At 48.6% G+C, this 24,382-nt stretch carries 25 protein-coding genes; 19 read left to right on the top strand and 6 right to left on the bottom strand.

The genetic code is table 11. The features are described 5' to 3' along the window. Both ACJJIS_RS21590 and ACJJIS_RS21585 read left to right on the top strand, forming a co-directional pair. A complete protein-coding gene (locus tag ACJJIS_RS21590; protein ID WP_475709046.1) occupies positions 1 to 573 on the top strand; it encodes a cytochrome c oxidase assembly protein in 573 nt (190 codons plus the stop codon). Between the two features lie 5 nt (positions 574 to 578). After that, positions 579 to 1,469: a cytochrome c oxidase subunit 3 gene (locus ACJJIS_RS21585; RefSeq protein WP_282930522.1), complete on the top strand. Its 891-nt coding sequence runs from the start codon at positions 579 to 581 to the stop codon at positions 1,467 to 1,469. Between the two features lie 45 nt (positions 1,470 to 1,514). Here the strand turns inward: ACJJIS_RS21585 and ACJJIS_RS21580 are convergent, their stop codons facing one another. Next, positions 1,515 to 1,739, bottom strand: a complete 225-nt coding sequence (locus ACJJIS_RS21580) for a DUF2909 domain-containing protein (protein WP_413663912.1) — start codon at positions 1,737 to 1,739, stop codon at positions 1,515 to 1,517. A 32-nt stretch (positions 1,740 to 1,771) separates the two neighbouring features. Between ACJJIS_RS21580 and ACJJIS_RS21575 the strand changes: the two genes are divergently transcribed. From ACJJIS_RS21575 to ACJJIS_RS21535, 9 genes are all read left to right on the top strand, one after another. Continuing rightward, on the top strand, positions 1,772 to 2,533 hold the full coding sequence (locus ACJJIS_RS21575) for an SURF1 family protein (protein WP_445360783.1): 762 nt from the start codon (positions 1,772 to 1,774) through the stop codon (positions 2,531 to 2,533). Between the two features lies 1 nt (position 2,534). Next, positions 2,535 to 3,173 carry a redox-active disulfide-containing membrane protein gene (locus ACJJIS_RS21570; RefSeq protein ID WP_445355322.1) on the top strand — a complete coding sequence of 213 codons (639 nt, stop codon included), beginning with the start codon at positions 2,535 to 2,537 and terminating at the stop codon, positions 3,171 to 3,173. A gap of 25 nt (positions 3,174 to 3,198) precedes the next feature. Then, positions 3,199 to 4,290 carry a COX15/CtaA family protein gene (locus ACJJIS_RS21565; RefSeq protein ID WP_444892462.1) on the top strand — a complete coding sequence of 364 codons (1,092 nt, stop codon included), beginning with the start codon at positions 3,199 to 3,201 and terminating at the stop codon, positions 4,288 to 4,290. Between the two features lie 37 nt (positions 4,291 to 4,327). Further along, positions 4,328 to 5,221: a heme o synthase gene (gene cyoE / locus ACJJIS_RS21560; RefSeq protein ID WP_444892463.1), complete on the top strand. Its 894-nt coding sequence runs from the start codon at positions 4,328 to 4,330 to the stop codon at positions 5,219 to 5,221. Positions 5,222 to 5,228: 7 nt separating this feature from the next. Next, positions 5,229 to 5,897: an SCO family protein gene (locus tag ACJJIS_RS21555; RefSeq protein WP_475709045.1), complete on the top strand. Its 669-nt coding sequence runs from the start codon at positions 5,229 to 5,231 to the stop codon at positions 5,895 to 5,897. Positions 5,898 to 5,953: 56 nt separating this feature from the next. After that, positions 5,954 to 6,745, top strand: coding sequence for a CPBP family intramembrane glutamic endopeptidase (locus ACJJIS_RS21550; RefSeq protein WP_475709044.1), 792 nt, complete (start codon positions 5,954 to 5,956; stop codon positions 6,743 to 6,745). A gap of 197 nt (positions 6,746 to 6,942) precedes the next feature. Then, positions 6,943 to 8,139 carry a dipeptidase gene (locus tag ACJJIS_RS21545; RefSeq protein WP_475709043.1) on the top strand — a complete coding sequence of 399 codons (1,197 nt, stop codon included), beginning with the start codon at positions 6,943 to 6,945 and terminating at the stop codon, positions 8,137 to 8,139. An 85-nt stretch (positions 8,140 to 8,224) separates the two neighbouring features. Beyond that, the gene (locus ACJJIS_RS21540) at positions 8,225 to 8,461 is read left to right on the top strand and encodes a hypothetical protein (RefSeq protein WP_444906761.1); all 237 of its coding nucleotides are present in this window, start codon (positions 8,225 to 8,227) and stop codon (positions 8,459 to 8,461) included. Between the two features lie 194 nt (positions 8,462 to 8,655). Beyond that, complete coding sequence (locus tag ACJJIS_RS21535; protein WP_444906760.1) at positions 8,656 to 8,826, top strand: hypothetical protein; 171 nt, start codon at positions 8,656 to 8,658, stop codon at positions 8,824 to 8,826. A gap of 86 nt (positions 8,827 to 8,912) precedes the next feature. Here ACJJIS_RS21535 and ACJJIS_RS21530 read toward each other — a convergent pair whose 3' ends face one another. From ACJJIS_RS21530 to znuC, 3 genes are all read right to left on the bottom strand, one after another. After that, a complete protein-coding gene (locus ACJJIS_RS21530; RefSeq protein ID WP_475709042.1) occupies positions 8,913 to 11,552 on the bottom strand; it encodes a TonB-dependent receptor in 2,640 nt (879 codons plus the stop codon). A gap of 203 nt (positions 11,553 to 11,755) precedes the next feature. Next, on the bottom strand, positions 11,756 to 12,556 hold the full coding sequence (locus ACJJIS_RS21525) for an iron chelate uptake ABC transporter family permease subunit (RefSeq protein ID WP_475709041.1): 801 nt from the start codon (positions 12,554 to 12,556) through the stop codon (positions 11,756 to 11,758). Then, a complete protein-coding gene (gene znuC, locus ACJJIS_RS21520; protein ID WP_413665908.1) occupies positions 12,557 to 13,348 on the bottom strand; it encodes a zinc ABC transporter ATP-binding protein ZnuC in 792 nt (263 codons plus the stop codon). 121 nt (positions 13,349 to 13,469) lie between these two features. On the opposite strand from znuC, the gene ACJJIS_RS21515 reads away from it, so the two are divergent. Further along, positions 13,470 to 14,372, top strand: coding sequence for a metal ABC transporter substrate-binding protein (locus tag ACJJIS_RS21515; protein WP_444934565.1), 903 nt, complete (start codon positions 13,470 to 13,472; stop codon positions 14,370 to 14,372). A gap of 55 nt (positions 14,373 to 14,427) precedes the next feature. Here the strand turns inward: ACJJIS_RS21515 and ACJJIS_RS21510 are convergent, their stop codons facing one another. Beyond that, a complete protein-coding gene (locus tag ACJJIS_RS21510) occupies positions 14,428 to 14,721 on the bottom strand; it encodes a hypothetical protein (RefSeq protein ID WP_444918683.1) in 294 nt (97 codons plus the stop codon). A 334-nt stretch (positions 14,722 to 15,055) separates the two neighbouring features. Between ACJJIS_RS21510 and polA the strand changes: the two genes are divergently transcribed. From polA to ACJJIS_RS21490, 4 genes are all read left to right on the top strand, one after another. Then, positions 15,056 to 17,794 carry a DNA polymerase I gene (gene polA, locus ACJJIS_RS21505; protein ID WP_475709040.1) on the top strand — a complete coding sequence of 913 codons (2,739 nt, stop codon included), beginning with the start codon at positions 15,056 to 15,058 and terminating at the stop codon, positions 17,792 to 17,794. Between the two features lie 409 nt (positions 17,795 to 18,203). Beyond that, positions 18,204 to 19,172, top strand: a complete 969-nt coding sequence (locus tag ACJJIS_RS21500) for a ribose-phosphate diphosphokinase (RefSeq protein ID WP_444959037.1) — start codon at positions 18,204 to 18,206, stop codon at positions 19,170 to 19,172. Positions 19,173 to 19,907: 735 nt separating this feature from the next. Beyond that, complete coding sequence (locus tag ACJJIS_RS21495) at positions 19,908 to 20,366, top strand: hypothetical protein (protein WP_444915080.1); 459 nt, start codon at positions 19,908 to 19,910, stop codon at positions 20,364 to 20,366. 13 nt (positions 20,367 to 20,379) lie between these two features. After that, positions 20,380 to 20,592: a hypothetical protein gene (locus ACJJIS_RS21490; protein ID WP_444915079.1), complete on the top strand. Its 213-nt coding sequence runs from the start codon at positions 20,380 to 20,382 to the stop codon at positions 20,590 to 20,592. A 75-nt stretch (positions 20,593 to 20,667) separates the two neighbouring features. Here the strand turns inward: ACJJIS_RS21490 and yihA are convergent, their stop codons facing one another. Further along, positions 20,668 to 21,327 (bottom strand): ribosome biogenesis GTP-binding protein YihA/YsxC, encoded by a 660-nt coding sequence (yihA, locus tag ACJJIS_RS21485; protein WP_475709039.1) that lies wholly within the window; start codon positions 21,325 to 21,327, stop codon positions 20,668 to 20,670. 124 nt (positions 21,328 to 21,451) lie between these two features. On the opposite strand from yihA, the gene ACJJIS_RS21480 reads away from it, so the two are divergent. The 3 genes from ACJJIS_RS21480 to ACJJIS_RS21470 all read left to right on the top strand — a co-directional run bounded on the left by ACJJIS_RS21480 (position 21,452) and on the right by ACJJIS_RS21470 (position 24,347). Then, positions 21,452 to 22,111, top strand: coding sequence for a c-type cytochrome (locus ACJJIS_RS21480; RefSeq protein ID WP_444940315.1), 660 nt, complete (start codon positions 21,452 to 21,454; stop codon positions 22,109 to 22,111). A 229-nt stretch (positions 22,112 to 22,340) separates the two neighbouring features. Then, positions 22,341 to 23,027: a thiol:disulfide interchange protein DsbA/DsbL gene (locus ACJJIS_RS21475; protein WP_413663932.1), complete on the top strand. Its 687-nt coding sequence runs from the start codon at positions 22,341 to 22,343 to the stop codon at positions 23,025 to 23,027. A 123-nt stretch (positions 23,028 to 23,150) separates the two neighbouring features. Continuing rightward, positions 23,151 to 24,347, top strand: coding sequence for an HlyD family secretion protein (locus tag ACJJIS_RS21470; protein WP_475709038.1), 1,197 nt, complete (start codon positions 23,151 to 23,153; stop codon positions 24,345 to 24,347). The last annotated feature ends 35 nt before the right edge of the window (positions 24,348 to 24,382 follow it).

The following is a 24,382-nucleotide window of genomic DNA, read 5'->3' as shown; positions in this document are numbered from 1 at the left end:
ATGAAAGTTGGAGCAAATGCAAAGGTAACTATCAAGCTGCTGGCCGTGGCGACCAGCATGCTGGTATTTGCAATCTTCATTATGCCGCCTATTTACGATGTCTTCTGTGAAATCACAGGACTTAATGGTAAAACCGGTGGTCGTTATGAAGCTGTGCCAGCTGCGGTTGATAAAAATAGGCTGGTCACGGTGCAATTTGTGGCAAACAATAATGAAAATATGCCATGGGAATTTCGCCCGAGTGTAATGTCTTTGAAAGTACACCCTGGAGAAATTAAAGATACTGTTTTTATTGCAGAAAATAAGACATCTAGGGATATGGTTGGTCAGGCAATTCCCAGTATGGTTCCTTTCAAGGCTGCTGAGTACTTTCATAAAACAGAGTGTTTTTGCTTCAACCAGCAAGAATTAAAAGCGGGAGAGAGTGCAGAATTACCACTACGTTTTATTGTGGATCCAGATCTTCCCGCAAGTGTGAATACTGTAACGCTTTCCTATACGTTGTTTGATGTAACGGAAAGGTTTGCCAATAAAACCGATAAGAATGATATCGACCCCGAGCGAGAGGGATAAAAATTATGGCTAGTGAAAGCAGTTATTACGTGCCCGAACAATCCAGGCTGCCAATTTTTGCGACGATAGGTCTATTCCTAATAGCGTTCGGCGCAGCAAATTGGATTAATGGAGGAAGCTCCTATATTTTCTTCACCGGTGCGTTAGCGATGGCCGCAGTTTTGTGGTTTTGGTTTGCTGCCGTAATCAAGGAGAATATGGCAGGGCTCAATAGTGAACAGTTAAAGAGATCATATGTTTGGGGGATGGGCTGGTTTATATTTTCTGAGGTGATGTTTTTTGCTGCATTCTTTGGAGCACTATATTACATACGCAATTTTACAGTTCCCTGGCTAGGTGGTGAAGGTGATCGTGGAATTTCCAATATGCTTTGGGAGGGATTCGAAAGTAGCTGGCCCCTATATGTGACTCCTGACGCGGCAGCAAACGGAGAAACGGCAAAATTTATGGGGCCTAAAGATGTAATAGACCCATGGCACTTGCCACTATGGAACACCATCATACTTCTCACTTCCAGTGTAACTGTACACTTCGCACATGTTTTCCTGAAAAAGAATCAAAGAAAAAATTTCAATATATTACTGGCAATCACTGTGGCATTGGGTGGGGCGTTTATTTTTTTACAAGGTAAAGAATACTACGAAGCCTATCAACACTTGGGGTTAACACTTGAGTCAGGAATCTATGGTACAACATTCTTTATGCTGACCGGATTTCATGGTGCCCATGTCACACTCGGTACAATTATGTTGTTGATCATGTTGTTAAGGTCTGTGATAGCCAATCATTTTAGACCTGATGATCATTTTGGCTTTGAAGCAGCAAGTTGGTATTGGCATTTTGTCGATGTAGTTTGGGTCGGGCTGTTTATATTTGTATATGTTCTAGGTGCTTAATGTGGGCAAGGCTTTCTATCGTATTAATAGAAAGCCTTTGTTTTCTTAATATTTATCAGCCCAAGGTGCCGTTTTTGCCAAAATGCCACTTTCAAAGCCGTACCAAATGGCAAGAAGTAAGAGTGACGCTAGGAGTATTCTAATACCTAATGCGTAGAGTGTGCGCTTGGATTGAGGTGTTCCCATATCTCTAAGTAGAAAAAAAAGTGCACTTGAAAGACTTGCAAGTACGGAAAGGAATAGGACAACAATAACAATCTTTAGCCACATTTTATTATTTTCCATTATTTATGTAGTTGCGCATGATAGTAGATATTCCATCAGCTTCTGCGAAAGATATCAGTTTACCACTGATTCGCAATTGGCCCATCACGATATTTTCTCTGGGTGCATTCATCCTTTTTATCTTTTTAGGATTGTGGCAGCTTGATAGGGCAAAGCAGAAAGTCGAACTTATACAAAAGGTAGAGAGTAGGCTCTCTCTGCAACCGCAGGAAATCTCAAATCTAAGTTCTTATCAAGAGTATGCGTCTGTAACTTTAGTGGGAGTTTTCCAGAAGGAAATATATTTTCTGGATAACAGAACAAGAAACGGTCGTGTTGGCTATGAAGTACTACAAGTATTCTCAACAGAAAGTACTGATTGGCTTATCAATAGAGGTTGGATTCCCTCTACTGGCGACCGAGATAGCTTACCTGAAGTAACAGCTTCACTTGATGTGAAATCACTTCAGGGCTACTTATACCCTATCGATACTGAAACCTCCTCGAGTGTTAGTCTAGACCCGGTTTTTAATAATAGAATTCAACAAATAAATTCAAATTTCATTGAGACTATAGGCTTAGTTAACAATGGATGGTCGATCCGTTTGTTTGCGGATTCAGGTGCAGCTTTAATTACTGATTGGAATTTTTTCAATAGTGGCCCTGAAAAACATCAAGCGTATGCTTTCCAGTGGTTCACGATGGCAATAGCTGTCTGGCTTTTATGGGCTTATTCAGCCACAAATATTATTTTTAGATTACGTCGTAGATTGAGTAGAAGTTTGAAAAAGGAGTTTTAAAATGAAATCAAATAGTCAGCCAGTTTCACCTGAAAGAAATCTGAGCAAAAGGAAGCCAGCGAATAAAATCATTCAAGGACTCTCAGTGCTAGCATCCGTCGTACTCCCAATTACAGCTGCCTATGTCGTTTACTATACGGGCTTAGGCATGCCTAAAGAGACAATTAATCAAGGTGAATTATTGCAGCCCCCATTTGATATCACTGAAATAAAAATCACCTTTCAAGGACAACAGCAATCCCTGGCACAAGAGGGAGAATCAAAATGGCGCTATCTAATATTAAGTGACAGTGATTGTGGTAAAGATTGTGAAGATCTCTTGTATATAAGTAGGCAGGTTCATATTCGGCTGGGGGAAAAAGCTCATAGGGTTGAGAGGCTACTGGTGGTTGGTGATAGTTTGGATGAAAAACGACAAGAACAAATACAAACTGAGCATCCGAAACTAAAAATAGTTAATTTGGATGATGAAAACTTTAAGCAGTTGGTACAGAAAACTGATCATGACGGTGTGACTTCAACCAAGGCATTGCTGGTTGATCAGGAGGGTTATGCAATGATGGCCTATGATCGGCAGCATAGCGGAAACCAATTACTTAAAGATATAAAAAGATTATTGAAGTACTCCTACGAGCAATAAGATTAGTATTCGGAGATTTTCAGTAGTGTCTAAACAAGAAACCCCTAAGAATTGGCGACATATCATTACCTGGGCGGCCTGTATTCTAGCTGTCGTAGTTGTTGTTCTAGGTGCATTTACTAGGTTGGTGGATGCCGGTTTGGGCTGTCCAGACTGGCCTGGTTGTTATGGTCATCTCACCTGGCCGAATGATATAAAAGAAATTAAAACGGCCAATATGATTTTTCCGGACTCTCCGGTAGATGTTAGTAAAACTTGGCCGGAAATGGTTCATCGATACTTTGCAGGAACTTTACTTTTATTCGTTGTATTACTCACTTATCTTGCTTGGAGAGATCGGCAAGCCCCAACCTTTAAGCAAACACATATTCTTTTAATTATTATTATACTGCAAGCTGCTTTTGGGATGTGGACGGTAACCTTGAAGCTTTGGCCGCAGGTAGTTACTGCTCATCTATTAGGTGGAATGGCAACATTATCTATGTTGTGGATTCTCTGTGAAAGGTTGGCTGATAAACCTAGACAATTACATGGGAGGTATTTGCCGGGAATAAGGCGATTACGGCTACTTGCTCTGACTGCAGTTGCAATAGTAATTCTACAGATTGGACTCGGTGGTTGGACCAGCTCTAATTACGCAGCTTTAGCTTGTCCAGATTTTCCAACTTGTCATAACCAATGGTGGCCACAGGCAAACTTTGTAGAAGGCTTTAATATTTTTCAACAAATTGGCCCAAATTATTTAGGTGGTGCATTAGAGAGTGATGCACGTACGGCAATACATCTTGCCCATCGTATTGGAGCACTGATTACAACAGCAATTGTACTCATTCTTTCAGTTTTAGCTTGGAGGTCTGGGTTGAGAGGTTGGTCATTATGGCTTAACGGGGTACTACTTCTTCAAGTCAGCTTGGGAATAGCAAATGTTGTTATGTCTCTACCATTAGGGATTGCTGTGGCACACAATGCTGGTGCAGCTCTTCTACTTCTTAGTCTGCTAACTTTTTGTTACCGAATATACACAATGAATGCTGTCATTATAAATAAACAAGAGGTAGTCGATGTGGAAGTAATAGAGCGGGGAGAAGGTTTAACTACCGTATCCAATCTTAATTAGATATTAAGCGTATATAAATATAAAAATAGGTGCGAATATGGCCATAAATTCCACGGGAATACATCAAATTCAATGGCGGGACTACTATGAGCTTACTAAGCCTCGAGTAGTTATGCTTATGCTGTTAACTTCTGTTATTGGAATGTTTTTAGCTGTTCCAGGAATGGTGCCGCTAGATATTTTAGTATTTGGTAATTTGGGAATTGCATTTTGTGCGGGTAGTGCTGCGGCAGTAAATCATTTAGTTGATCGTCATATTGATACAAAAATGGCTCGTACCAGTAATCGCCCGATTGCGAAAGGACGGGTTGAGCCAACTAAAGCTATTGCTTTTGCTCTTAGCTTGGGCGTGACGGGGATGTTTATCCTATTGGTTTTTGTAAATGCCCTTACCGCTTGGCTAACCTTAATATCTCTTCTCGGATATGCGGTGATTTACACCATGTTTCTGAAACGCGCCACACCACAAAACATTGTTATAGGTGGGCTTGCAGGAGCCGCTCCGCCCTTACTGGGATGGACTGCGGTTACTGGGGAAGTGCATGGGCATGCATTGTTGTTAGTATTGATTATTTTTGCTTGGACTCCTCCACATTTTTGGGCCCTTGCCGTACATAGAAAAGAAGAGTATGCAAAAGCTGATATTCCTATGTTGCCGGTTACGCATGGAATACCCTATACAAACCTAAATATAGTTTTGTATACCTTTATTTTACTGGCCGTTAGCCTATTGCCCTTTGCTACCGCGATGTTTGGGTGGTTATATTTACTGGGTGCTGTTGTACTTGGGTTTGGTTTTGTTTATTGGAGCTTTGTAATGCTCATTGGAAAAAACCCCAATGCTGGTATGGAGACTTTCAAATATTCGATAATTTATTTAATGGCACTATTTTTTATCATGCTATTAGATCATTATTTAATTGAAGTGTGAGGGAAAAGTGGAAAATCAATATTCTGCCATCGATAAACAGAAACGTGGAATTAGAATTACCGTTATTGTTCTTTTAGTATTGATTCTTGCTGTGCTTGCAGGATTCATACATAAGCTCGGACAGCCTCGTATTATTACTGATGAGGAGCTTAGAATTAATGGCGCTGTAAAACTGCAGAGACCAAGAATCATAGAAGATATACAATTATTGTCTGATGACAGTAGAGATTTCTATACCAAAGACTTTCAAGGTAAGTGGACTCTAGTATTTTTTGGGTTTACCCACTGTCCAGATATCTGTCCAACAACTCTATCTACACTTAATAATTTTTATAAAACTTTAGACGAAAGTACCAGAGCATCTACAGACGTAGTACTCGTATCGGTTGACCCAAGCAGGGACAAGCCGGAGCAGTTAGGGCAGTATGTCCGTTATTTTAATTCTGAATTCCGTGGTATTACCGGTGATTTTTTTAAGCTGAAGAAATTTGCCACTCAGCTAAATGTACCTTTTAATAAAGTTTCTCTTGCTGAGGGCGGTTATACTATCGATCATGGGTCTCAAGTTGTATTAATTAATCCTAGAGGGCATTATCACGCTTTTTTTAAGGCACCTTTAGATCCTGCAAAAATGAAGTTGACCTATCGTTCAATACGAGCGACCTTTAATGGATAGTGAAGGAATCGCATGAGCTATTGTTATCAAATAATATATTAATTCTGGGTCAATCGATGCAAAATGAAGTTGCTGCCTTAAGGAGAAGAGGAGATCAGACACCATCTGGTATGGTGAGTCCTTGGGCTGCGCCTATCTTGCTATCACTTTGTATAATTCCTTTTGGCTGGAGTGGGCTTATAGCCCCTTTAATCTGGATTTTCCTGCGAGCAATTGAGTCTACCAGCAGTTGGCCGAGAGCGCTGTCTTTTCTTTCTGTAGCAGTTTTAATGCTGGTATCGGGGTTAAATTTGCTTCCCGGTAGTGAACATATCCAGGTGTTGCCACCCTATACAGATGCAAGTGGTAATCTTATCTATGCCAGCATAAACAGCGGTAAAGCAGTTATTGCTATTGCTTTATTGGCTTTTATGTTGCGCATGAAGCAGACCTTCCGTTTTACGGACTTACCCTATCTTTTATTGGCTATATTTACTCCCGTTGCATTGGGTCTACTCCTATGTATGCCTTCGATAAAATTTACTGGCACTATCGCCGTTGCGGTAATGATAAACTTAGTAATTGTTTGCATTTCTGAAGAGGGGTTCTTCCGGTGGATATTACAGCGGGGTACCGAAGAACTATTAGGGCGCTGGCGCTGGTTATCCGTACCAGTTGTAGCTACGGTGTTTGTGCTTCTACATGGAGGGTGGTCAACAGATATCTCCGCAGTTCTATTATTGATAGTTGCCTCAATCTGTTATGCATTGATTTGGACATTGCGGCAGAATTTTTGGATATGCGTAATGACGCATTGGGGGGTAAATCTTTTGCATATGATCTTGTTGCCTTACCCGTTACCCGGCTAGGCCATATATCAACTGCTTTGGATCATTGTTTTATTGTTACCCCTAAGATTCAGCCAATCTGCAGTTAAAAGAAAGACAACGATTTAATCTTTGTAGATTAACAAATCAAAGTAATGTATTTAAGAAATGTGGTTCTAGATGAGCACCATCTACGGTAAATTTTCTAGATTTATTCATATAAATAGGGAGATTGTCATTTGAAAAATTATTTTTTAGTTGGGACATTATGTGCACTAACTTGCACCCCTGTATTTGCAGATGAAGGTAAAAGTCTGGCCCAAGAGCTGGTTCAAGAGTATTTGATTGTTGATGGACATGTAGATGTTCCCTATCGTCTCGAACAAGGTGAAGAAGATGTTGGACTTAGCACGGATAAGGGAGACTTTGATTACCCTCGAGCTAAAGCAGGTGGACTAAATGCGCCCTTTATGTCTATTTATGTACCTGCAGAAAAGGAGGACCAGGGTGTTGCCAAATCGTATGCAGATACTTTGATTGATAAAGTGGAGGCAATGGTCAAACAGCACCCGGATAAATTTGCAATACCTAAGTCAATAAATGATCTACAAAAGCAAGTCGATGCCGGCTTAATTTCCTTACCTTTGGGTATAGAGAACGGGGCTCCTATTGAGGGGGATCTTGCCAATTTAAAGTATTTCTCTGATAGAGGGGTGAGGTACATTACCTTAGCCCACTCAAAGAGCAATCATATCTCTGATTCCTCGTATGATAAAAACAGGCCCTGGGAAGGCTTGAGTGCATTCGGAAAGCGCTTGGTACGAGAGATGAATCGGATGGGAGTAATGATCGATATTTCCCACGTATCAGATGCAGCTTTTTGGCAAGTTGTTGATTTATCTGCTGTTCCTGTTATCGCTTCACATTCTTCGGCAAGGCATTTTACGCCGGGATTTGAACGAAATATGAATGATGAAATGATAAATGCGTTGGCTGACAATGGCGGCATTATCATGGTGAATTTTGGCTCTACTTTTATTAGTGGTGAATCACTGAATTCATATCGTGAAATAACTGATCAGGTTGAGAAATTTGCTAAAAAAAAGGATTTACCCAAAGATAGTAAGGAAGTTGAGGAGTACTCCGATAAGCTTTCAACTGAGAAGTTCATTTTTGCAGATTTGGAAGATGTTCTTGATCATTTCGACCATATTCGTGATTTAGTGGGAGTGGATCATATAGGCATTGGATCGGATTTTGACGGTGTCGGAGATAGCTTGCCCGTCGGCTTAAAAGACGTCTCTCAATATCCTAATTTGGTTGAAGGCCTGCTGAAGCGTGGGTATAGCAAGCAGGATATTAAAAAAATTCTAGGCGGAAATTTAGTTAGAGTTTGGCAAGCTAATGAAGATTACGCCAAGCGCAATAAAGGATGAGACTCACACTCCTCTAACCATCTGAGGCTGCACTATTCTGTCAATAATGTTAAAACGGGCAAATCCCGTTTGTTTTGTATTATTAATGCAGAAAATACTTTTGGCCGGTTATTTTCGATCTAAGAAAGTACGATTGATAGTGGGTTGGACTGGACTGTCGATTGCCGGTATTTTCTTTTTATGGGGAATTTTAGGATTTCTTTCATTTATTCCCTCAATGCTGGACGTTTTTGGCGTATTGTGGATGCGGATTCCAGCTGGTATTACAGTTTTTGGTTTGCTGATGGCGGCAATTGGATTCTGGGAATTTGATGAAGATTAGAGGATATGGTGCGTGCTCAAAGTATCAGATTTCTTTATCTTACTGGCAGTTTTAATCTCTTTGATATTATCCGCGAGTTTGTGGTTTAGCGGTTATAAGGAGCAAGGAATTTTTACCGCACTTTGGGTTCCCACTATTCTGACACTGGGCATCTATTTCAAAGTGACGGCTTTGCTAGCTCGCAGGAGATAGTTGTGCCTGAAATTTATCTGTTATTGATTGGAGTGGCGGTTTCGCTTTTTGAGTTAATAGGAATTCTACTGGGCATTCGTGAGTTTCGAAAGGCAGGGCAAGAATTGACTAAACAGCGTATTTCTTTGGAGTCGGCAGCAATAAGAGTGCGGAAGAATGGCGTAGAAAAATGATTGTCGTCCTTAACTACTCTTAGTTAGGAATTACAAAGGGGAAGCCTAATGCTTCCCCTTTGTAATTTTTATGGTTTACAAAAAACTTAGAAGCTATAAGTCATCTTGCCGTAGATAAAGCGACCACGGGGATCGTGTTGTGACTGTACATAACCATAGAGGTCTCCGTCGCCATCCCCGATAGCGAAGGGCGGTTCTTCATCGAAGACATTATCCGCACCCAGGCTCAACACCATATTCTCGAAGCCGGTATAACGGGCCTGCATATTCATGGTCAGGAAAGAGTCTACGGTGCGGGAGTTATTGCTGTCATAGTCGAGTGTCCCGTCGAAATCGATATCCGGAGTATCCTCGAACTCACCAATGTAGCTGAGCCCGGCACTAAATCCGAAGGTGTCAAAGGTCCAGTCAGCGGTAGCGTTCCAACGGTGTTGTGGATACTCATATTCACCGGCCAGATCGCGGGTGATAAATGCGTCGCCGCTGGAATTCAGTTCAACACGCTCAAATTCTGCCAGGTAAGAGTAATCCAGGCGCAGGCCAAGCTCTCCGCCCACTAGCTCAAATCCGCTGTAGACAATACTTAGGTCGACGCCCGATACGTCCTGTTCACCAATATTGGTGAAGCTGCTGTCGATAGATTGCAGGGCGCCAAGGGTTTCACCATCAATCGGGGTATCGCGGCGGCACACGGTGCTGTCTTGATCCCAGCAATAGAGACTGTAGATATAGCCGAAGGGGACCTCGTCAATCTTACCTTCCTGGGTGATATTCCAATAATCCAGAGATAGTCGCAGGCCTTCTATGGGCTCGTAAACAGCGCCGATGTTGAAGGATTCTGACTCCTCTGCATCCAGATCCGGGTTGCCGGAGAAGACAATGGTGTAGTCGGTCTTTGCACAGTAGGCATCGTTAACTTCACAGCCATAGGTATCAGCGAAGAATAAGGACTCTTGTGACGGGCCTAAGCCGACCTGCGCCAGGGAAGGCGCGCGGAAACCGGTACCCCAAGAGGTTCGGAAGGATAGCTGGTCGGTTACTGTCCACAGCAGATTTGCCATTGGATTGGTGGTGCTGCCAAAGTCGCTGTAATCATCGTAACGGGCGGCCACAGTCAGATCGAACCTGGCAGGAAGGGGGATAGCAACTTCCACATAAGCTGAGGAGATATCCCGGCTGGCACTGGCGGATACGGATTCGGTACCGAAGATCAAACCGCGCTGGAACTGGTCATCAGGGATATCGGAAGCCTTTTCCTCCCGGTATTCCAGGCCTGCGGCCATAGCGATGGTGCCACTGGCGGTATCGACTAAATCTCCATTGACTGAGAAGTTATAGCTGGTGAGGTCGGACTTACCTTGGCGGACCAGGCTGGTGGTGATGGCATCAATGACCGAGTCCGGATTTTGAACCCCGCCAAACGGATTGTAGTTACCGGCATTAATCTGCTCTTGTAACAGGTCCGTACGCACCCAGCCCTGGGAGCGGTCACCGGTCTGGGTTGTTTCACTGCGGGAGCGCTGCACAGAAGCCTCCCAGTCCCAGTCAGCGACAGAGCCGCGCAGGCCGAAGACACCGCGCAAGTTATCGGTTTCGATATCCCACTGGCGGGCGCCTGCATCCACGGTGCGATAGCGGTAAATATCCACATCTTCGCCGAATGGGTTATTTGGATGATCTGCCAGTACATAGAGACCCGCGTCGCCATCGAGGGGGGTGGGTGCACCCTGGGCTACGGAGGTATTGTGCTGAACAGCGACCTCGCTAAAGAACTCCACGCCTTCGGCCAACTGGGTATGGCCAAGCATTAATAGGCCAGTGCGTTCGGCTTCGGGTGTGATCAAAGTCCAGGGGCCGTAATCATAGACACAGACTTCACCGGTATCGCGCTCTTCGGGACAGTTGGGGTCGGAAACAAAGGTACCGCCCACATTGAAGCTACCCGGATAGCCCCTGGAGGAGCGGAAGTCCATACCGCCACGGCTGGATTGGTTAGCGGTATCCAAACCACTGCGTTCGGTGCTGGATAGGCGGCTGTTTTTATGGTGGTCAAAAATAACAGTCAGGTTTGAGTCATCCCCATTGATGCCCCAGACGGCGGACATGGATTGCTCGTCATAGCCATCGGCACCGCCGTAATCTACGGATACCTCAGTACCTTCAAAGTCTCTACGCAATACCAGATTGACTACACCAGCAACGGCATCGGAACCGTAAATTGCGGAGGCGCCATCCTTTAGGACTTCGACCCGCTCAATCGCCGCAAGGGGCACACTGTTGATATCCACAAAGTTGGTAGTAATGCTCTCAGCAAATGCGCTGATAGCCACCCGGCGACCATTTACCAATACTAGAGTGGCGTCGGCACCCATACCGCGCAGGCTCACAGCGGCAGCCCCGTTTGCGGTAGAGTCCTGGTTGTTACCCCGGGTTGAGAAGGTGCCATTACCTGCGGCGGGGTTTTTCTCAAAAAGTTGCTGCAGATTGGTGTAACCGGACTTTTCGATGGCATCGCGATCCATTACCTGGATCGGGGTAGCTGTTTCAAATTCAGCGTTTCGACTAATACGGGAACCCACAACTGCAACTTCTTCCATCGCCTGATCCTCGGCGGCAAAGAGTGTTTGTGGGCTAGTGGCAGCGGTTGCCGCCACTATGGCTGTAGTTAATACCTTGCGACGAAGAGAGAACTTTTCCATATCGTTGTGAGTCCATTTTTTTGTCATTATTGGTGACCGGCCTAATACGGCTGGTCGTCGGGCAACACTAGCAACGACGGAAAATTGACACAATTAGCTAGCGGCTAACCATCTGCTTATTGCGATAAACGGTGACAGGTATCTCACCAATGGGTAGATTTAGGCGACAATGTGCGACAAATAACGAAATAAAATAAGAAATTAGGATGAGATTAACCGGCAGGCCACCTTTAGCTGGCTCGCAGTTGTGAAGTGAGGAAAAACAGTGCTGCGGCCAGAACAATGGAGGGGCCCGCCGGTGTATTCCACAGGATGGAGGCAAGAAGGCCGAGTACTACAGCTAAGCATCCCATCAATGAGGCCAGCACCGCCATACGCTCTGGAGTGTGCGACAGTTTTCGCGCGGTAGCTGCGGGAATAATCAGCAGGGCGGTAATTAACAGAACCCCGACAACTTTCATTGCGATCGCGATCAGTATTGCCAGCATCAACATCAGAGCGATTCGCAATCGCTCGATGGGGACACCTTCTACTGAAGCCAATTCCTCGTGCAGGGTGAAAGCCAGTAACTGTTCCCACAGGAAATAAAGCAGTCCCAGGATTGTGGCGGCGGCAATGGCCATTAGTACCAGATCCTGGCCACTGACTGCGAGTAAATCTCCCAGCAACAGAGATAAGAGGTCCACCTTTATCTTGAAGAAACTGACGGTGACAATCCCCAGTGCCAGCATGGAGTGGGACAATATGCCCAGCAGGGTATCTACGGCGAGCTTTTGGCGTTGCTGTAAATACATCAGTAGCAGTGCCAGTACACAGCAAGTAATGCCGACGGCCACCGTTGGCATAATTTGAAGTACAAAACCCAGCGTCACTCCGAGAAGGGCTGAGTGAGCCAGGGTGTCGCCGAAATAGGCCATACGTCTCCACACGGCGAAGCAGCCCAAAGGACCGCTGACAACAGCGACCATAAGGCCGGCGGCGAGGGCGTACCAGAGAAATTGGCTATGCAGTAATTCGCCGAAATCGACCACTTATTTTTGCTCTTTGTTTTTTGTATTTGTGTGAGTGTGTTGATGATTGCAGCTGCTTGCGGGCGCAATATCTCCACTTAATTTATGTTGGTGGTTATGTTGATGGGTATAGGGGGCGACCTTGTCCCCAAATAATTCCAGATAGGCAGGGTGGCGACTTACTTGCTCCGGATGTCCGTGACAGCAGATATGCTGGTTCAAACAAAGGACCCGGTCGGTTGCAGCCATAACTAAATGAAGGTCGTGGGAAACCAGTAACACACCGCAGCCGAGCTCGTCGCGCAGAGTGGCAATTAACTGGTACAACTCACTTTGACCACCGATATCGACTCCCTGCGTGGGTTCATCCAGGACAAGCAGCTGAGGTTTGCGCGATGCGGCACGGGCGAGTAAGACCCGCTGCATTTCTCCACCGGATAGATTTGCCAGAGAGGCGCCTCTAAGCTGCCCTGCGCCCACCCTGTCCAATGCCGACTGCGCTTGCTCGGGCTTCATGGCCGGTTGGCCAAGCTGCAAGAAGCGTTCAACTGACATGGGCATTGAGCTATCGATATGAAGCCGTTGGGGCATATAGCCAATACGCAACCCAGTTTGTCGCCACACGCGGCCCTGGGTCGGCTGGCTGAGCCCCAGCAGAAGGCGAAGGAGAGTGGTTTTGCCGGCTCCATTAGGGCCTATTAAGGTGACAATCTCCCCCTGGGACAATTCGACTGTAATATCTTTAAGTAACTGCCTGCCGCCCACTTGAAGGGCGATATTGTCAGCTGTGATAAGCGGCTGGGGTGGATTCAGAATTCAATCTCCGCAGGGAAGTCTTTAAGATGTTTGCTTCCATACCTTCTTTACCGGATATGGACAACCAGGCTGGCAGCTTGGCGCTGGTTGTGATTATATCGCAATTTTTCGCCGCCTAATGTCTCTGATGTATCCCTTCAAACGTCTTTTTACAATCTCCACGGTGCTTCTATTCGGGCTCTTTCTCCCGGCTTGTAGCAAACCGGAATCCGACAGTGGTGGAGAGCTGGTCGTCAGCGTGCGCCCTTTAGCCCTGATCGCCCGGGAAATAACCGGTGAGGATATTCCTGTTCGGGTGCTGGTTGAGGGAGCAGATCCTCACCATTATGCCCCTACGGTTTCCGATCGGGCTGCACTTGAGCGCGCCTTACTATTGGTGTGGCTGGGGCCGCAAATGGAGGGGGTGTTGGCAAAACAGGCAGCGCTGTTACCAGCGGGCCGGCAAATGCAGCTGCTGGATATAGAGACCCTTGAATATGAGGGAGCCAGTGCTACCGACCCCCACCTCTGGTTGCGTCCCCGCAATGCGGCAATAGCTGCGGCGCAGATCGCTGAGCGCCTGGCGCAATTACAGCCGCAGCAGGCGGAATTGTTTATGGGGCGTGCACGGCAGTTTTCCAGTTCGATGGCCAACTTGCAGAAAGTACTCGATCGGGCCTTGTACGGGTATCGTGAAGTTCCCATCGTTGTTACGCACGATGCCTATGGTCACTTTTTTGGTTCCGCAGGAGTGAAAACCCATGCCCTGGGCGATGGCAGTGGCGGGGGCTATGGTGCCAAGGCAATGCTGGATTTGTCACAGATTGGCGACGGCTGTCTATTTGGAGATATGCCGGCTAATGAACGAGATCAACAGTTGGCAGAAAATTTGGGGCTGCGTTACGCCGCTTTGGATCTGCTGGGAGATCAGTTGAGTGAAAATGCTGATTACAGGGAATTGATAGAGTCCCTCTTGTCTCAAGCCCGCACTTGCTTGAGTCAGGTTCCCGACCGCAACAAGGATAAATCAGAGGCTCCTTGAGGGCACCAAGTATCCCGCCTACCCAGGGAGGAGGCGGGACCTGGTAGGGTGGCTTCTAGGAACGATTGGTTATTTGCTGTAGTTTCTCTACCCGGGCAGCATCTCTTTCCGCTTGTTTTTGCAGTTTCTCCAGCTGCTGTTTTTGTCTCTCCAGCAAATCATTCTCTCTTTCACGGATAGCCTGCCTGAGTATTAATTCATGGCCTTCTACCTCAGACTGCTGTGAGTGTGTTTCATCAGTCGCCTCGGCTTCAGCGGTATGCTCTCCACTGCAATCCGAGCCGGCACTTGCCGAAATGGCAAAGATACTTGCGGCAAACAACAGGGTGGCGCGCATCACTCCTCTCATCTTTCGAATCCTTCCTTCAACATCGGGTGGCACAGTTTTTTGGAAATAAAAGATCCCTGACTGCCTGGGGGCAGCCTGTGACAATTTGATTTCCGGGGAGTAGCGAACGCATAAGGTCGCTACCGGCAAGACTAGCCAAGCCTGGGGATTTGGTGAGATCGATGCGCCGATAGTTTTAATCGGCGGGGTAAGTCGAGTGGGCTTTTGTGCAGAGGTTGCCTACGGTGTCTGGCGGGAAAGAATCAGTAAGCGGAAAAACAGAGCGAAGGGCGTTATCCTATCGGCCTGCCGCGCGTCCTGAACGCCAAACTAAGCAAGCAAGAATTCATCGTCTATGAGTAAACAAAACACCTCAGCCGCCCCGTTGATTTTGGTGGATGGTTCCTCCTACCTTTATCGCGCTTTTCATGCGCTGCCGCCATTGACCACCAGCCAGGGTAAGCCTACTGGTGCGGTGCGCGGTGTGATTAGTATGCTGCGCCGCCACCTCAAGGAGCATCCAGGCAGTCCTGTAGTGGTTGTTTTTGATGCCAAGGGCAAGACTTTTCGCGATGAGATGTTTGCCGAATACAAATCCCATCGCCCTCCTATGCCGGATGACCTGCGTGAGCAGATTCAGCCCATTCACGACATCATCGACGCTATGGGATTGCCGCGCTTGGTGGTCGACGGTGTTGAAGCTGATGATGTGATCGGCACCCTGGCGCTGGAGGCCCAGAGCCAGGGGCAGCAAGTCATAATCTCCACCGGCGATAAAGACATGGCGCAGCTGGTGCGTCCGGGCGTTACCTTGGTTAACACCATGTCCAATACCGAAATGGACAGCGAGGGCGTGACTAAGAAATTTGGCGTAGGTCCAGAACTGATTATCGATTTTCTCGCCCTGATGGGAGATAAATCAGACAATATCCCCGGAGTTCCTGGTGTGGGCGAGAAAACCGCTCTGGCACTGTTACAGAATCTGGGAGGCTTGGAGACCATTTATTCCGACCTGGATGCCATTGCACCGCTGGGGTTCCGTGGCTCAAAAACCCTCGGCAAAAAGATGGCGGAGCACCGCGAGGCGGCAGAACTCTCCTATAAGCTCGCCACTATCAAAACCGATGTGGAGATGCCTTATCACCCCCAGGAACTGCACAATTCAGAGCCCAATACAGAGGCACTGGTTGAGCTATTCACGCAGAATGAATTTCGCGGCTGGTTAGAAGAGCTAACCAGTGAAGAGGCTGAAGAAGCCATGGCGGAAGCCGTTGAGCGCGATTACGTCATCGTCACAGAAATGTCGGAGTTCGATGCCTGGCTGGAACAACTGAAGGGTTCAGACATCTTTGCCTTCGACACGGAAACCACCAGCCTCAATTATATGCAGGCAAAATTAGTGGGGGTGTCCTTCGCGGTGGAGCCCTATCGTGCAGCCTATGTTCCCCTGGCCCACGACTATATGGGTGCACCAGAGCAACTGCCGTTTGACGAAGTACTGGCCAAACTCAAACCCCTGCTGGAAGATCCACAGCAGAAGAAGGTGGGGCAGAACCTGAAGTACGACAGTCATATCCTGGCCAACTACGATATTGAATTGCGCGGCATCGCACGGGATACCATGTTGGAGTCCTATGTTCTGGACAGCACTGGCAGCCGCCACGATATGGATAGTCTCGCACTCAAGTACCTGGGGGAGAACACGGTTCACTTCGAGGATATTGCCGGTAAAGGCGCGAAACAGCTGACGTTTAACCAGATCGAGCTGGACAAAGCGGGCCCCTATGCGGCTGAAGATGCAGATATCACCCTGCGTCTCCACAATGAGTTGAGTGCGCGTCTTGAGCGAGAGCCAACTCTGGTAAAGGTACTCGATGAAATTGAGATGCCTCTGCTACCAGTTCTGGCCCGTATGGAGCGTAATGGTGCTTATATCGATGCCAAGATGTTGGCGGAGCAGAGTGCTGAACTTGAGCAGCGAATGCGAGAGCTGGAACAGCAGGCTTACGAAGTAGCCGGCGAAGAGTTCAATCTGGGCTCCACCAAGCAGCTGGGGGCGATCCTGTTTGAAAAGCTGCAGATTCCAGTGATCAAGAAGACCCCCAAAGGTGCGCCCTCTACCGCTGAGGCTGTATTGCAGGAATTGGCCCACAACCACGAGCTGCCCGCACTGATAATGCAGTATCGCGGCCTGGCCAAACTGAAGAATACCTACACCGATAAACTGCCAAAAATGATCGACCCGGGTAGCGGTCGTGTACATACCTCTTATCACCAGGCAGTAGCTGCTACCGGGCGCCTATCCTCCAGTGACCCTAACTTGCAGAATATTCCTATTCGTACAGAGGAGGGGCGCCGTATTCGTCGGGCCTTCACCGTTGACCCAAGAATCAATGGTGGCAGTGAGATCATCGCTGCGGACTACTCCCAAATTGAGCTGCGTATTATGGCTCACCTGTCTGGGGACAAAGGTTTGGTGGATGCATTTGCTCAAGGCGCAGATATTCACCGCGCGACGGCGGCAGAAGTCTTTGAAGTGGCTCAGGATGAGGTGACTGATGAGCAGCGCCGGCGGGCCAAAGCGATCAACTTTGGTTTGATTTACGGCATGTCGGCTTTTGGCCTGGCCAAGCAATTGGATATCCCCCGGGCTGACGCCCAAACTTATATCGACCGTTACTTTGAGCGCTACCCGGGTGTATTGCGCTATATGGAAGATACCCGTGCACAGGCCGCAGAAAAGGGCTATGTGGAAACCCTGTTTGGACGCCGTCTCTATCTGCCGGAAATTAACTCACGCAATGGCATGCAGCGCCAAGCAGCAGAGCGGACCGCAATTAATGCGCCAATGCAGGGTACTGCCGCCGATATTATCAAGCGGGCCATGATCGCTGTGGATAACTGGCTCAGGGAGAAGAAGCTGGCGACCCGGATGATTATGCAAGTACACGATGAATTGGTTCTTGAAGTACCCAAGGATGAGGTCGAAATTGTGGCCGATGGCATTGTTGAATTGATGCAAGGCGCGGCAGAACTCCACGTTCCCCTGATTGTGGATCTGGGGCAGGGCCGAGATTGGGATCAGGCGCACTAATTTGACTGAAGAAACCATCTAAGAATTGAGGGTAGGCGCGCTGTCCGGAATGATTTGGCGCGTCCTTGTTGGTACGGATGAATAAAATGCCAATTTTTGTGTTTTGTTAGGCGTTTTTACAATCTTTTTGAAATTCCGTGGAACTGTTCCGGCGACAGCCCCTCTAAAAAGGCAAGATCGTTGGAATGCGTCATCATCCCCCAAGGAAGTCAGATGTTTGCCCCGGTACTCCCCCAAGTCCGGGGCATTTTTTTGCCTGTCTTTCAGCCCTGACCCTCCCTATCTACGCAAGCCGCAACAACTGCAACACCCGCAGTACTCCAGATCCTAAATTTCACTGTCCATACTTCTATTAAAACGTGGGCAAGGCGCTTAGCGAGTGTGAGGCGTCAGGCAGGGTACTGAGCTTATGAGCCGCATTAAGTTATTCAGTCTCGATGTGGGAGCAGACTTCGCCGGACGTGTCGCCGCGAGTCTCGGTGAACCGGTATCTCGCCATGAAGAGCGTCAATTCGATGATGGTGAACACAAAGTTCGGCCACTGGATGACGTGGAAGGGGCGGATGTTTTTCTGGTCCAATCCCTTTACACCGATACCAGCAGCTGTGTTGACCAGAAACTTATGCGCTGCCTGTTTTTTATTGGGGCGCTTCGCGATGCCGGTGCCGCGAGAGTGACTGCGGTCATCCCCTACCTTTGCTATGCACGAAAAGAGCGGCGAACCAAATTGCGCGACCCCCTGCCGAGTCGCTATCTAGCCAGTTTTCTGGAAGCCGCCGGAGTGGATGTAGTCGTGACTATGGATGTTCACTCCCTGGCGGCCTTTGAGAACGCATTCCGCTGCCGCACCGTTCACCTGGTTTCCAACCCCCTGTTGATTGAAGTAGCGCGAATGCGCCTGTCCGGAGACCCGGGTCCCCTGGTTGTTTTGTCTCCAGATGAAGGAGGGATAAAGCGTGCGGAAAAATTCCGTTTGGCCCTTGGGGATCAGTTGGGGGTGCCGGTGGCTAGCGCATTTGTGGAGAAGTATCGCAGCGGTGCTCTGTTGAGTGGGGGAACTTTGATTGGGGAAGTTAAGAATGCCACGGTCATTATCGTCGATGACTTACTTGCTACTGGCCACACAGTTACACGGGCAGTGGACGCGGTGATAAAAGCGGGAGCGAGGCGGATTTTGGTGTTTTGTGTTCACGGACAATTTAGTCGCGATGCCCATACAGCAATGGCGCGCTTGCCGGTGGAATCAATTGTGGTGACTAATTCTCTTCCTCAGTCGCAGCTGCGAGGAAACTGTGAGTGGGTAGATTGTGCGCCGTTGATTGCAGATTGTATTCGCCGCCTCCACAGCAATGGGCCAGTGGCTGAGTTAACAATTTGATAAAAATCGACCGCCTTTACATAGAAGAACGTATGAGGCGCCAAAACACGTATTTTGTTTACACTTATTTACCAAAGGGGCGGGAACCATCGGGCTTGAGAGCCTATCCAAGTAATCAGTTCATTGTTGCTCCCTAACCCCAAAGCGTTTAGCTTTTTCTACCCCGGATGGTCCCCAACTCCGGGGTTTTTTTATGTCTTTCATAGAGTTCTGCAGTTTCATCCATCGGGATACCTGTCCTTTCCTTTTTGAGTTAAGACCTTAAATCGTTTTATGAGCCGCTCAGCTACTTTAAGTTTTCGTATACGGCGAGCAGGCCCTTAGATTGGCTCTCCCCGAGACTCCCGCAGAGGTTTTTCACAGTTACCCCTGGGTCCCACGACTACATTGCCTGTTATCCACTTCCGGCATAATCGATTTTGGGGGCATGGCGTAGGGCTAACCCAAAGGCTCAAACATGCGCTTGGGAAGAATGAAAGTTCAGCCTAATATCGATGCAGGTAAAGAAATTTTGGGATGAAAAGAACCCTCAGGCGTACCCGTCCCCCTGGGTGCGTCTGACAAGTGCCCCACCCCAAGGGCACTGTCCCCTAGCCGGCAGCCCCCATCTGCCGGCTTTTTTTATTTCAGTAAATGATGCCATCACAGCAGAAAGTAAAAGTTGCTTGTGAATGCGCTTGCAAATGATAATGGTTCGCATTATCTTTAAGTTAAATCAAATATGGGGGGTTATCGGTGAATTTACGTTACTTGTGTGCCAACCATCGCCAATGGTTGATCGCTGACACGGATCGTGCGGAAAAGGCGTGGCTCGATTGGATTGAGCGCGGCAAGCTTTTGCTTGAAGAGTGCAATTACGCCGAAGCAATACCTTATTTGGGATGCGCCTTCGATCTGGCCAGCTTTCTTCTGGAAAAGCAGTGGCCAACTTATGCCATTTCGGCAACGCGTTTTAGTGAAAGCGCTATCTGGTTAATGGCTGCCTACCGGGAGCTGGGTGATGAAAAACTTCGAAACTACATACTTGCCGGCGCCAGCTCAGTACTCGCCCGCGAGTTGGGCGATAGCCATAAGCAAAGGGTTGCGGCGGATTGCATCAGCTCACTCTACCCCGGAGAGACACAGCAGCAGGTACGCGAGTTCTCCACAGCCAGAATATCCGCCTGTATCAATGGTGGAAACAGAGTGCACTGAGGGGAATGAAAAGATGAATGCCAATGGCAATTCCCGTCTGCTGACGATTGCCATACACGAAGAAACCCTTGCCGCTCTTCTCGCGCAGAGGTACTTACATGCAGAGGAATTGCATTGTTTAACTCCGGGGGCACGCCGACGGCTGCACCGGGTACTGCTTCGCTCCCTGATCCCCGAACAGAAGCGCAAAGCAGCGGCAACTGGTGTGCCCGGAGTTCGCTTTTAGGAATTTTCTCCGGTGAGAGATAAATTGAAGTGCTTGTATTGCTCGGGGGGCGCTGCCCCCGGGTTCTCGGCTCGTTCAATCTTCAGTGGGGGCGGCTTCCTCTGGGATTTCCAGCCACTCATTGAGCTTGCGCTCGAGTTTGTCCAGGCCTGTTTTTTTGGTCGATGAGAAGATCTGCAGAGTGACCCCGTGATTGAGTCCCTGCTCCTTGAGGGTCTTCTCTACTGCAAAGCGAGTGTTGTTGGCTGGACCATTCTTCAACTTGTCGGCCTTGGTTAGCAGGATGTGCACTGGGAGCTCGGCCTCTACTGCCCAGGTGAGCATATGCAGATCGAACTCCTTGAGGGGTTGGCGAATGTCCATTAGTAATACGAGTCCACGCAGGCACTCTCGCTTCTCAAGGTAGGTGGCCAGATGGCGCTGCCACTCATCTTTCATACTTCGGGCGACCTTGGCAAAGCCATAGCCGGGCAGATCCACCAAGCGCTGCTGGTCGGAGAGGCGAAAGAAGTTGATCAACTGGGTGCGTCCCGGTGTTTTAGAGGTACGCGCCAACTTGTTGTTTTCCGTGAGCGCATTGATGGCACTGGACTTCCCCGCATTGGAGCGACCGGCAAAGGCCACCTCGGCACCAAAGTCCTCCGGACACTCAGTCAGGGTGGGGGCACTGGTGAGAAATTGTATGGAACGGTAGTTCAGTTTTGGTGGTTGGGCTTTAAAATCTGAATTTGACATCGTATAAGTCTGTTTATTCGGTACACTCGCTTGGCGCGCAAGTATATAATGCCGCCGTTTTCGCGTCGCAGGACTATCGGGGGCGGTGCGAAACGCCATCTCTCAGCGCGCAACGGGACGACGTATGAACAGCATTATCAAGAACACTGCTCTGGCACTCGGTTTAGTTTTCGGCTTGGGCGCCGTGCCCTTGGCGCTGGCTGCGGGTGACGCTGCTGCGGGCAAGGCAAAGGCCGCTCAATGTGCAGCCTGCCACGGTGCAGACGGTAACAGTATTGCTCCGGCTTTTCCAAAGATTGCCGGACTCGGTGAAAAATACCTGTTTAAGCAGTTACAGGATATCAAAAGCAAAACCCGCGATGTGCCGCAAATGATCGGTCAGTTGGACAACTTCAACGATCAGGACCTGCAGGATATCGCCGCTTACTTTGCCTCGCAGCCAATGCAGCTGACCGGATCTGAGGCTATTTCCGTGATGCTAAACAACGGTGAGAACGTCGACGGCCTGATGCTTGGACGTAAAATCTACCGTGGTGGCAATATGGAGACTGGTGTTCCCGCATGTATGGGATGCCACTCACCTGCTGGACTGGGCAATGCACCGGCCGGTTACCCTCGTCTGGGCGGTCAGTATCCAGAGTACATCGAAGCCCAGCTGAAAGCATTCCGTGCGGGTACCCGCAACAATGACGGTGAAGTTCGCACTATGCGCACCGTGGCCAAGCAACTCTCCGATGCAGAGATCAAGGCGCTGGCCAACTATATCGCAGGCCTGACTGACTAATAGTCACAGGGTTTGAGTACACTGAGGCCGGTCTGTAACCGGCCTTTTTTGTGCCTGTCGCCTGAGCATAAAGCCGCTTTCCATAGACGTATTAGGCAGTTTTTGCAGTGTTTCCTTGCACGAGGGTCCGGGAACTTAAATAATCTGCGTTGTCTATTGTGTCCTCAGTGGCTCGACAGCCCGCCGCTAGATGGCGTTCGCACCACTAAATAAAAGTTGGAGAAGACTTATGAGAGCATTTCTCGCCCCGATCACGATGGTTTTTGCTGTAATGTTCAGCCTCGTTGCCTGCGCCCAGGAAAGTGGCGAGTTCAAAGCGGGCCAGCACTATGAAGTATTGCCGCAGGCTGTACCACAAAAGAGCAACGACAAGATCGAAGTGACTGAGATGTTCTGGTACGGCTGTGCCCACTGCTTCACTTTTGAGCCAACTCTGGAGCGCTGGAAAGAAAAGATGCCCAGCGATGTTGCGCTGCTGAAATTGCCAGCAATTTGGCAGCCGGTTATGGATGTACACGCTCGTCTTTACTACGTAGCAGATTCCATGGGTGTTCTGGAAAAGATGCACACCCCTATCTTTAACACCATCTACACTCAGCGCCAGATGCTGGCTGTCCGCGAAGGTCGCAACTGGGTGCCTGACTTAAAGGCTATTGAGGCTCTGTTTAACAAGCATGGTGAAGATGGTGCCAAAGCTGCGAAGCTGATGAATTCCTTCGCTATCAACAGCAAAGTTAAGCAAGGTATGGCCAATCAGCGCGCTTACAAAATGACTGGTACCCCGGAAGTTGTTGTTGCGGGTAAATACCGCATCAGTTCCTCTTTCCCCGGATATAAAGGTAAGAGCAATGGCCAGGAGCTGATGCTGCAAGTGGCAGATTACCTAATTGCCAAAGAGCGAGCGGATCGCGGCTAAGCTTTCCGATTGAAGAAACCCCGCCTCGAGCGGGGTTTTTTATTTCTACCCTAAGAAAGGTGCCCCGCAATCTGTCGAGAGGCTCCTAACATCGATCAAACTTGCCCGATCCGGAAGCCACTAATGGGATTCAAATGGATTTTACTGTTTACCCTCCTAGCTGGCTTAATCGCACCTGTTTCAGCCCAGGACACTTCAAGCAGCAATACTGTGGCCGCTCAGGCCAGCAATCTTCTCTCCTATATAGCGGTAGACTACGGCGACGCCGTAGAGAAAGGGCAGCGACTGGACACTCCTCTTTATGAACTACAGAAGCAACAGGTAGAAGAAGTACTGCGCCTGGTCACTCAACTCCCCGATCGGCCTGGTCGGCAGGGTTTGCAGAAAAGCCTCTCGGACTTGCGTAAGGCGATTGAGGATAAGGATTCCAGCGCAGAGGTGCGCCGTCGAGCCAATGCAATCGCCGATCGCCTTGCTGCTTTGTATCAGCTGCAGCGGTCACCCAGTTACTCTTTGCCCTCGCCGGGTTTTATGATGCCTGTTTATCAGCAGCGGTGTGCCATCTGCCACGGTGTCGACGGTGAGGGTAGTAATGAAGGCCCAGCCCTCAATGATCTCGAGAGAATGGCGGGGTTCAGTCTCTATGATCTTTATAACACCCTGGACCCAGAAACTGACTCTATTCACACAGTCGACATTGATGGAGATCTGACCGGCCTACAGCGCTGGGCATTAGCGGTGACTGTCGCTGCTTTTCCAGTGGCGAATCAGTTACCACCCTCTTCCGACTTGGCGACCCGTTACTCCGGGTTACTGGGACTCCCGGGAATGGCGACCACTAAACCGGCGGAACTTGAGCCAACTCTGCAACAAGCATTGATGTGGTGGCGCGGAAACCCCCACCTTGTACGCACTCTGATCCCCCCTCTTATCAGCGCAATTGGCTTGCTGCAGCTGGCGGAGACGGACTATCGAGGAGGAGATATAACAGCGGCATACGGTAAGTTAATGCTGGCTTATCGTGATGGGTATAGGCCGTTACGACAGGAGCTGCTGATTCGTGACAAGGTACTGGTGGAGCAGCTTCAGGTCCAATGGCAGCAATTGCGGGATGACTTGATTGGTGGTGCCAGTTCCACAGAAGTTATTGCCGCGTTTCAAAATCTGCGGGCGGATCTCAATCTGGCCCACTCCAAGTTGGAGCCACCAGCGATGGGGGAGGGGCGATACCTATGGACTGCCGCTCTGTTTGCTTTGGCAATCGGTTTGGGGGCGCTGCTCTGGTGGGGACTGCGAAGACAAAAGCGAACTAGACTTTAAAAAGTTTTGTCCGCCATTTCCCGGCGCAGTAGTGA

The organism is Microbulbifer maximicatervae (SeqCode) (assembly GCF_056231245.1).
This window is presented reverse-complemented; position numbering and strand designations above follow the sequence as displayed.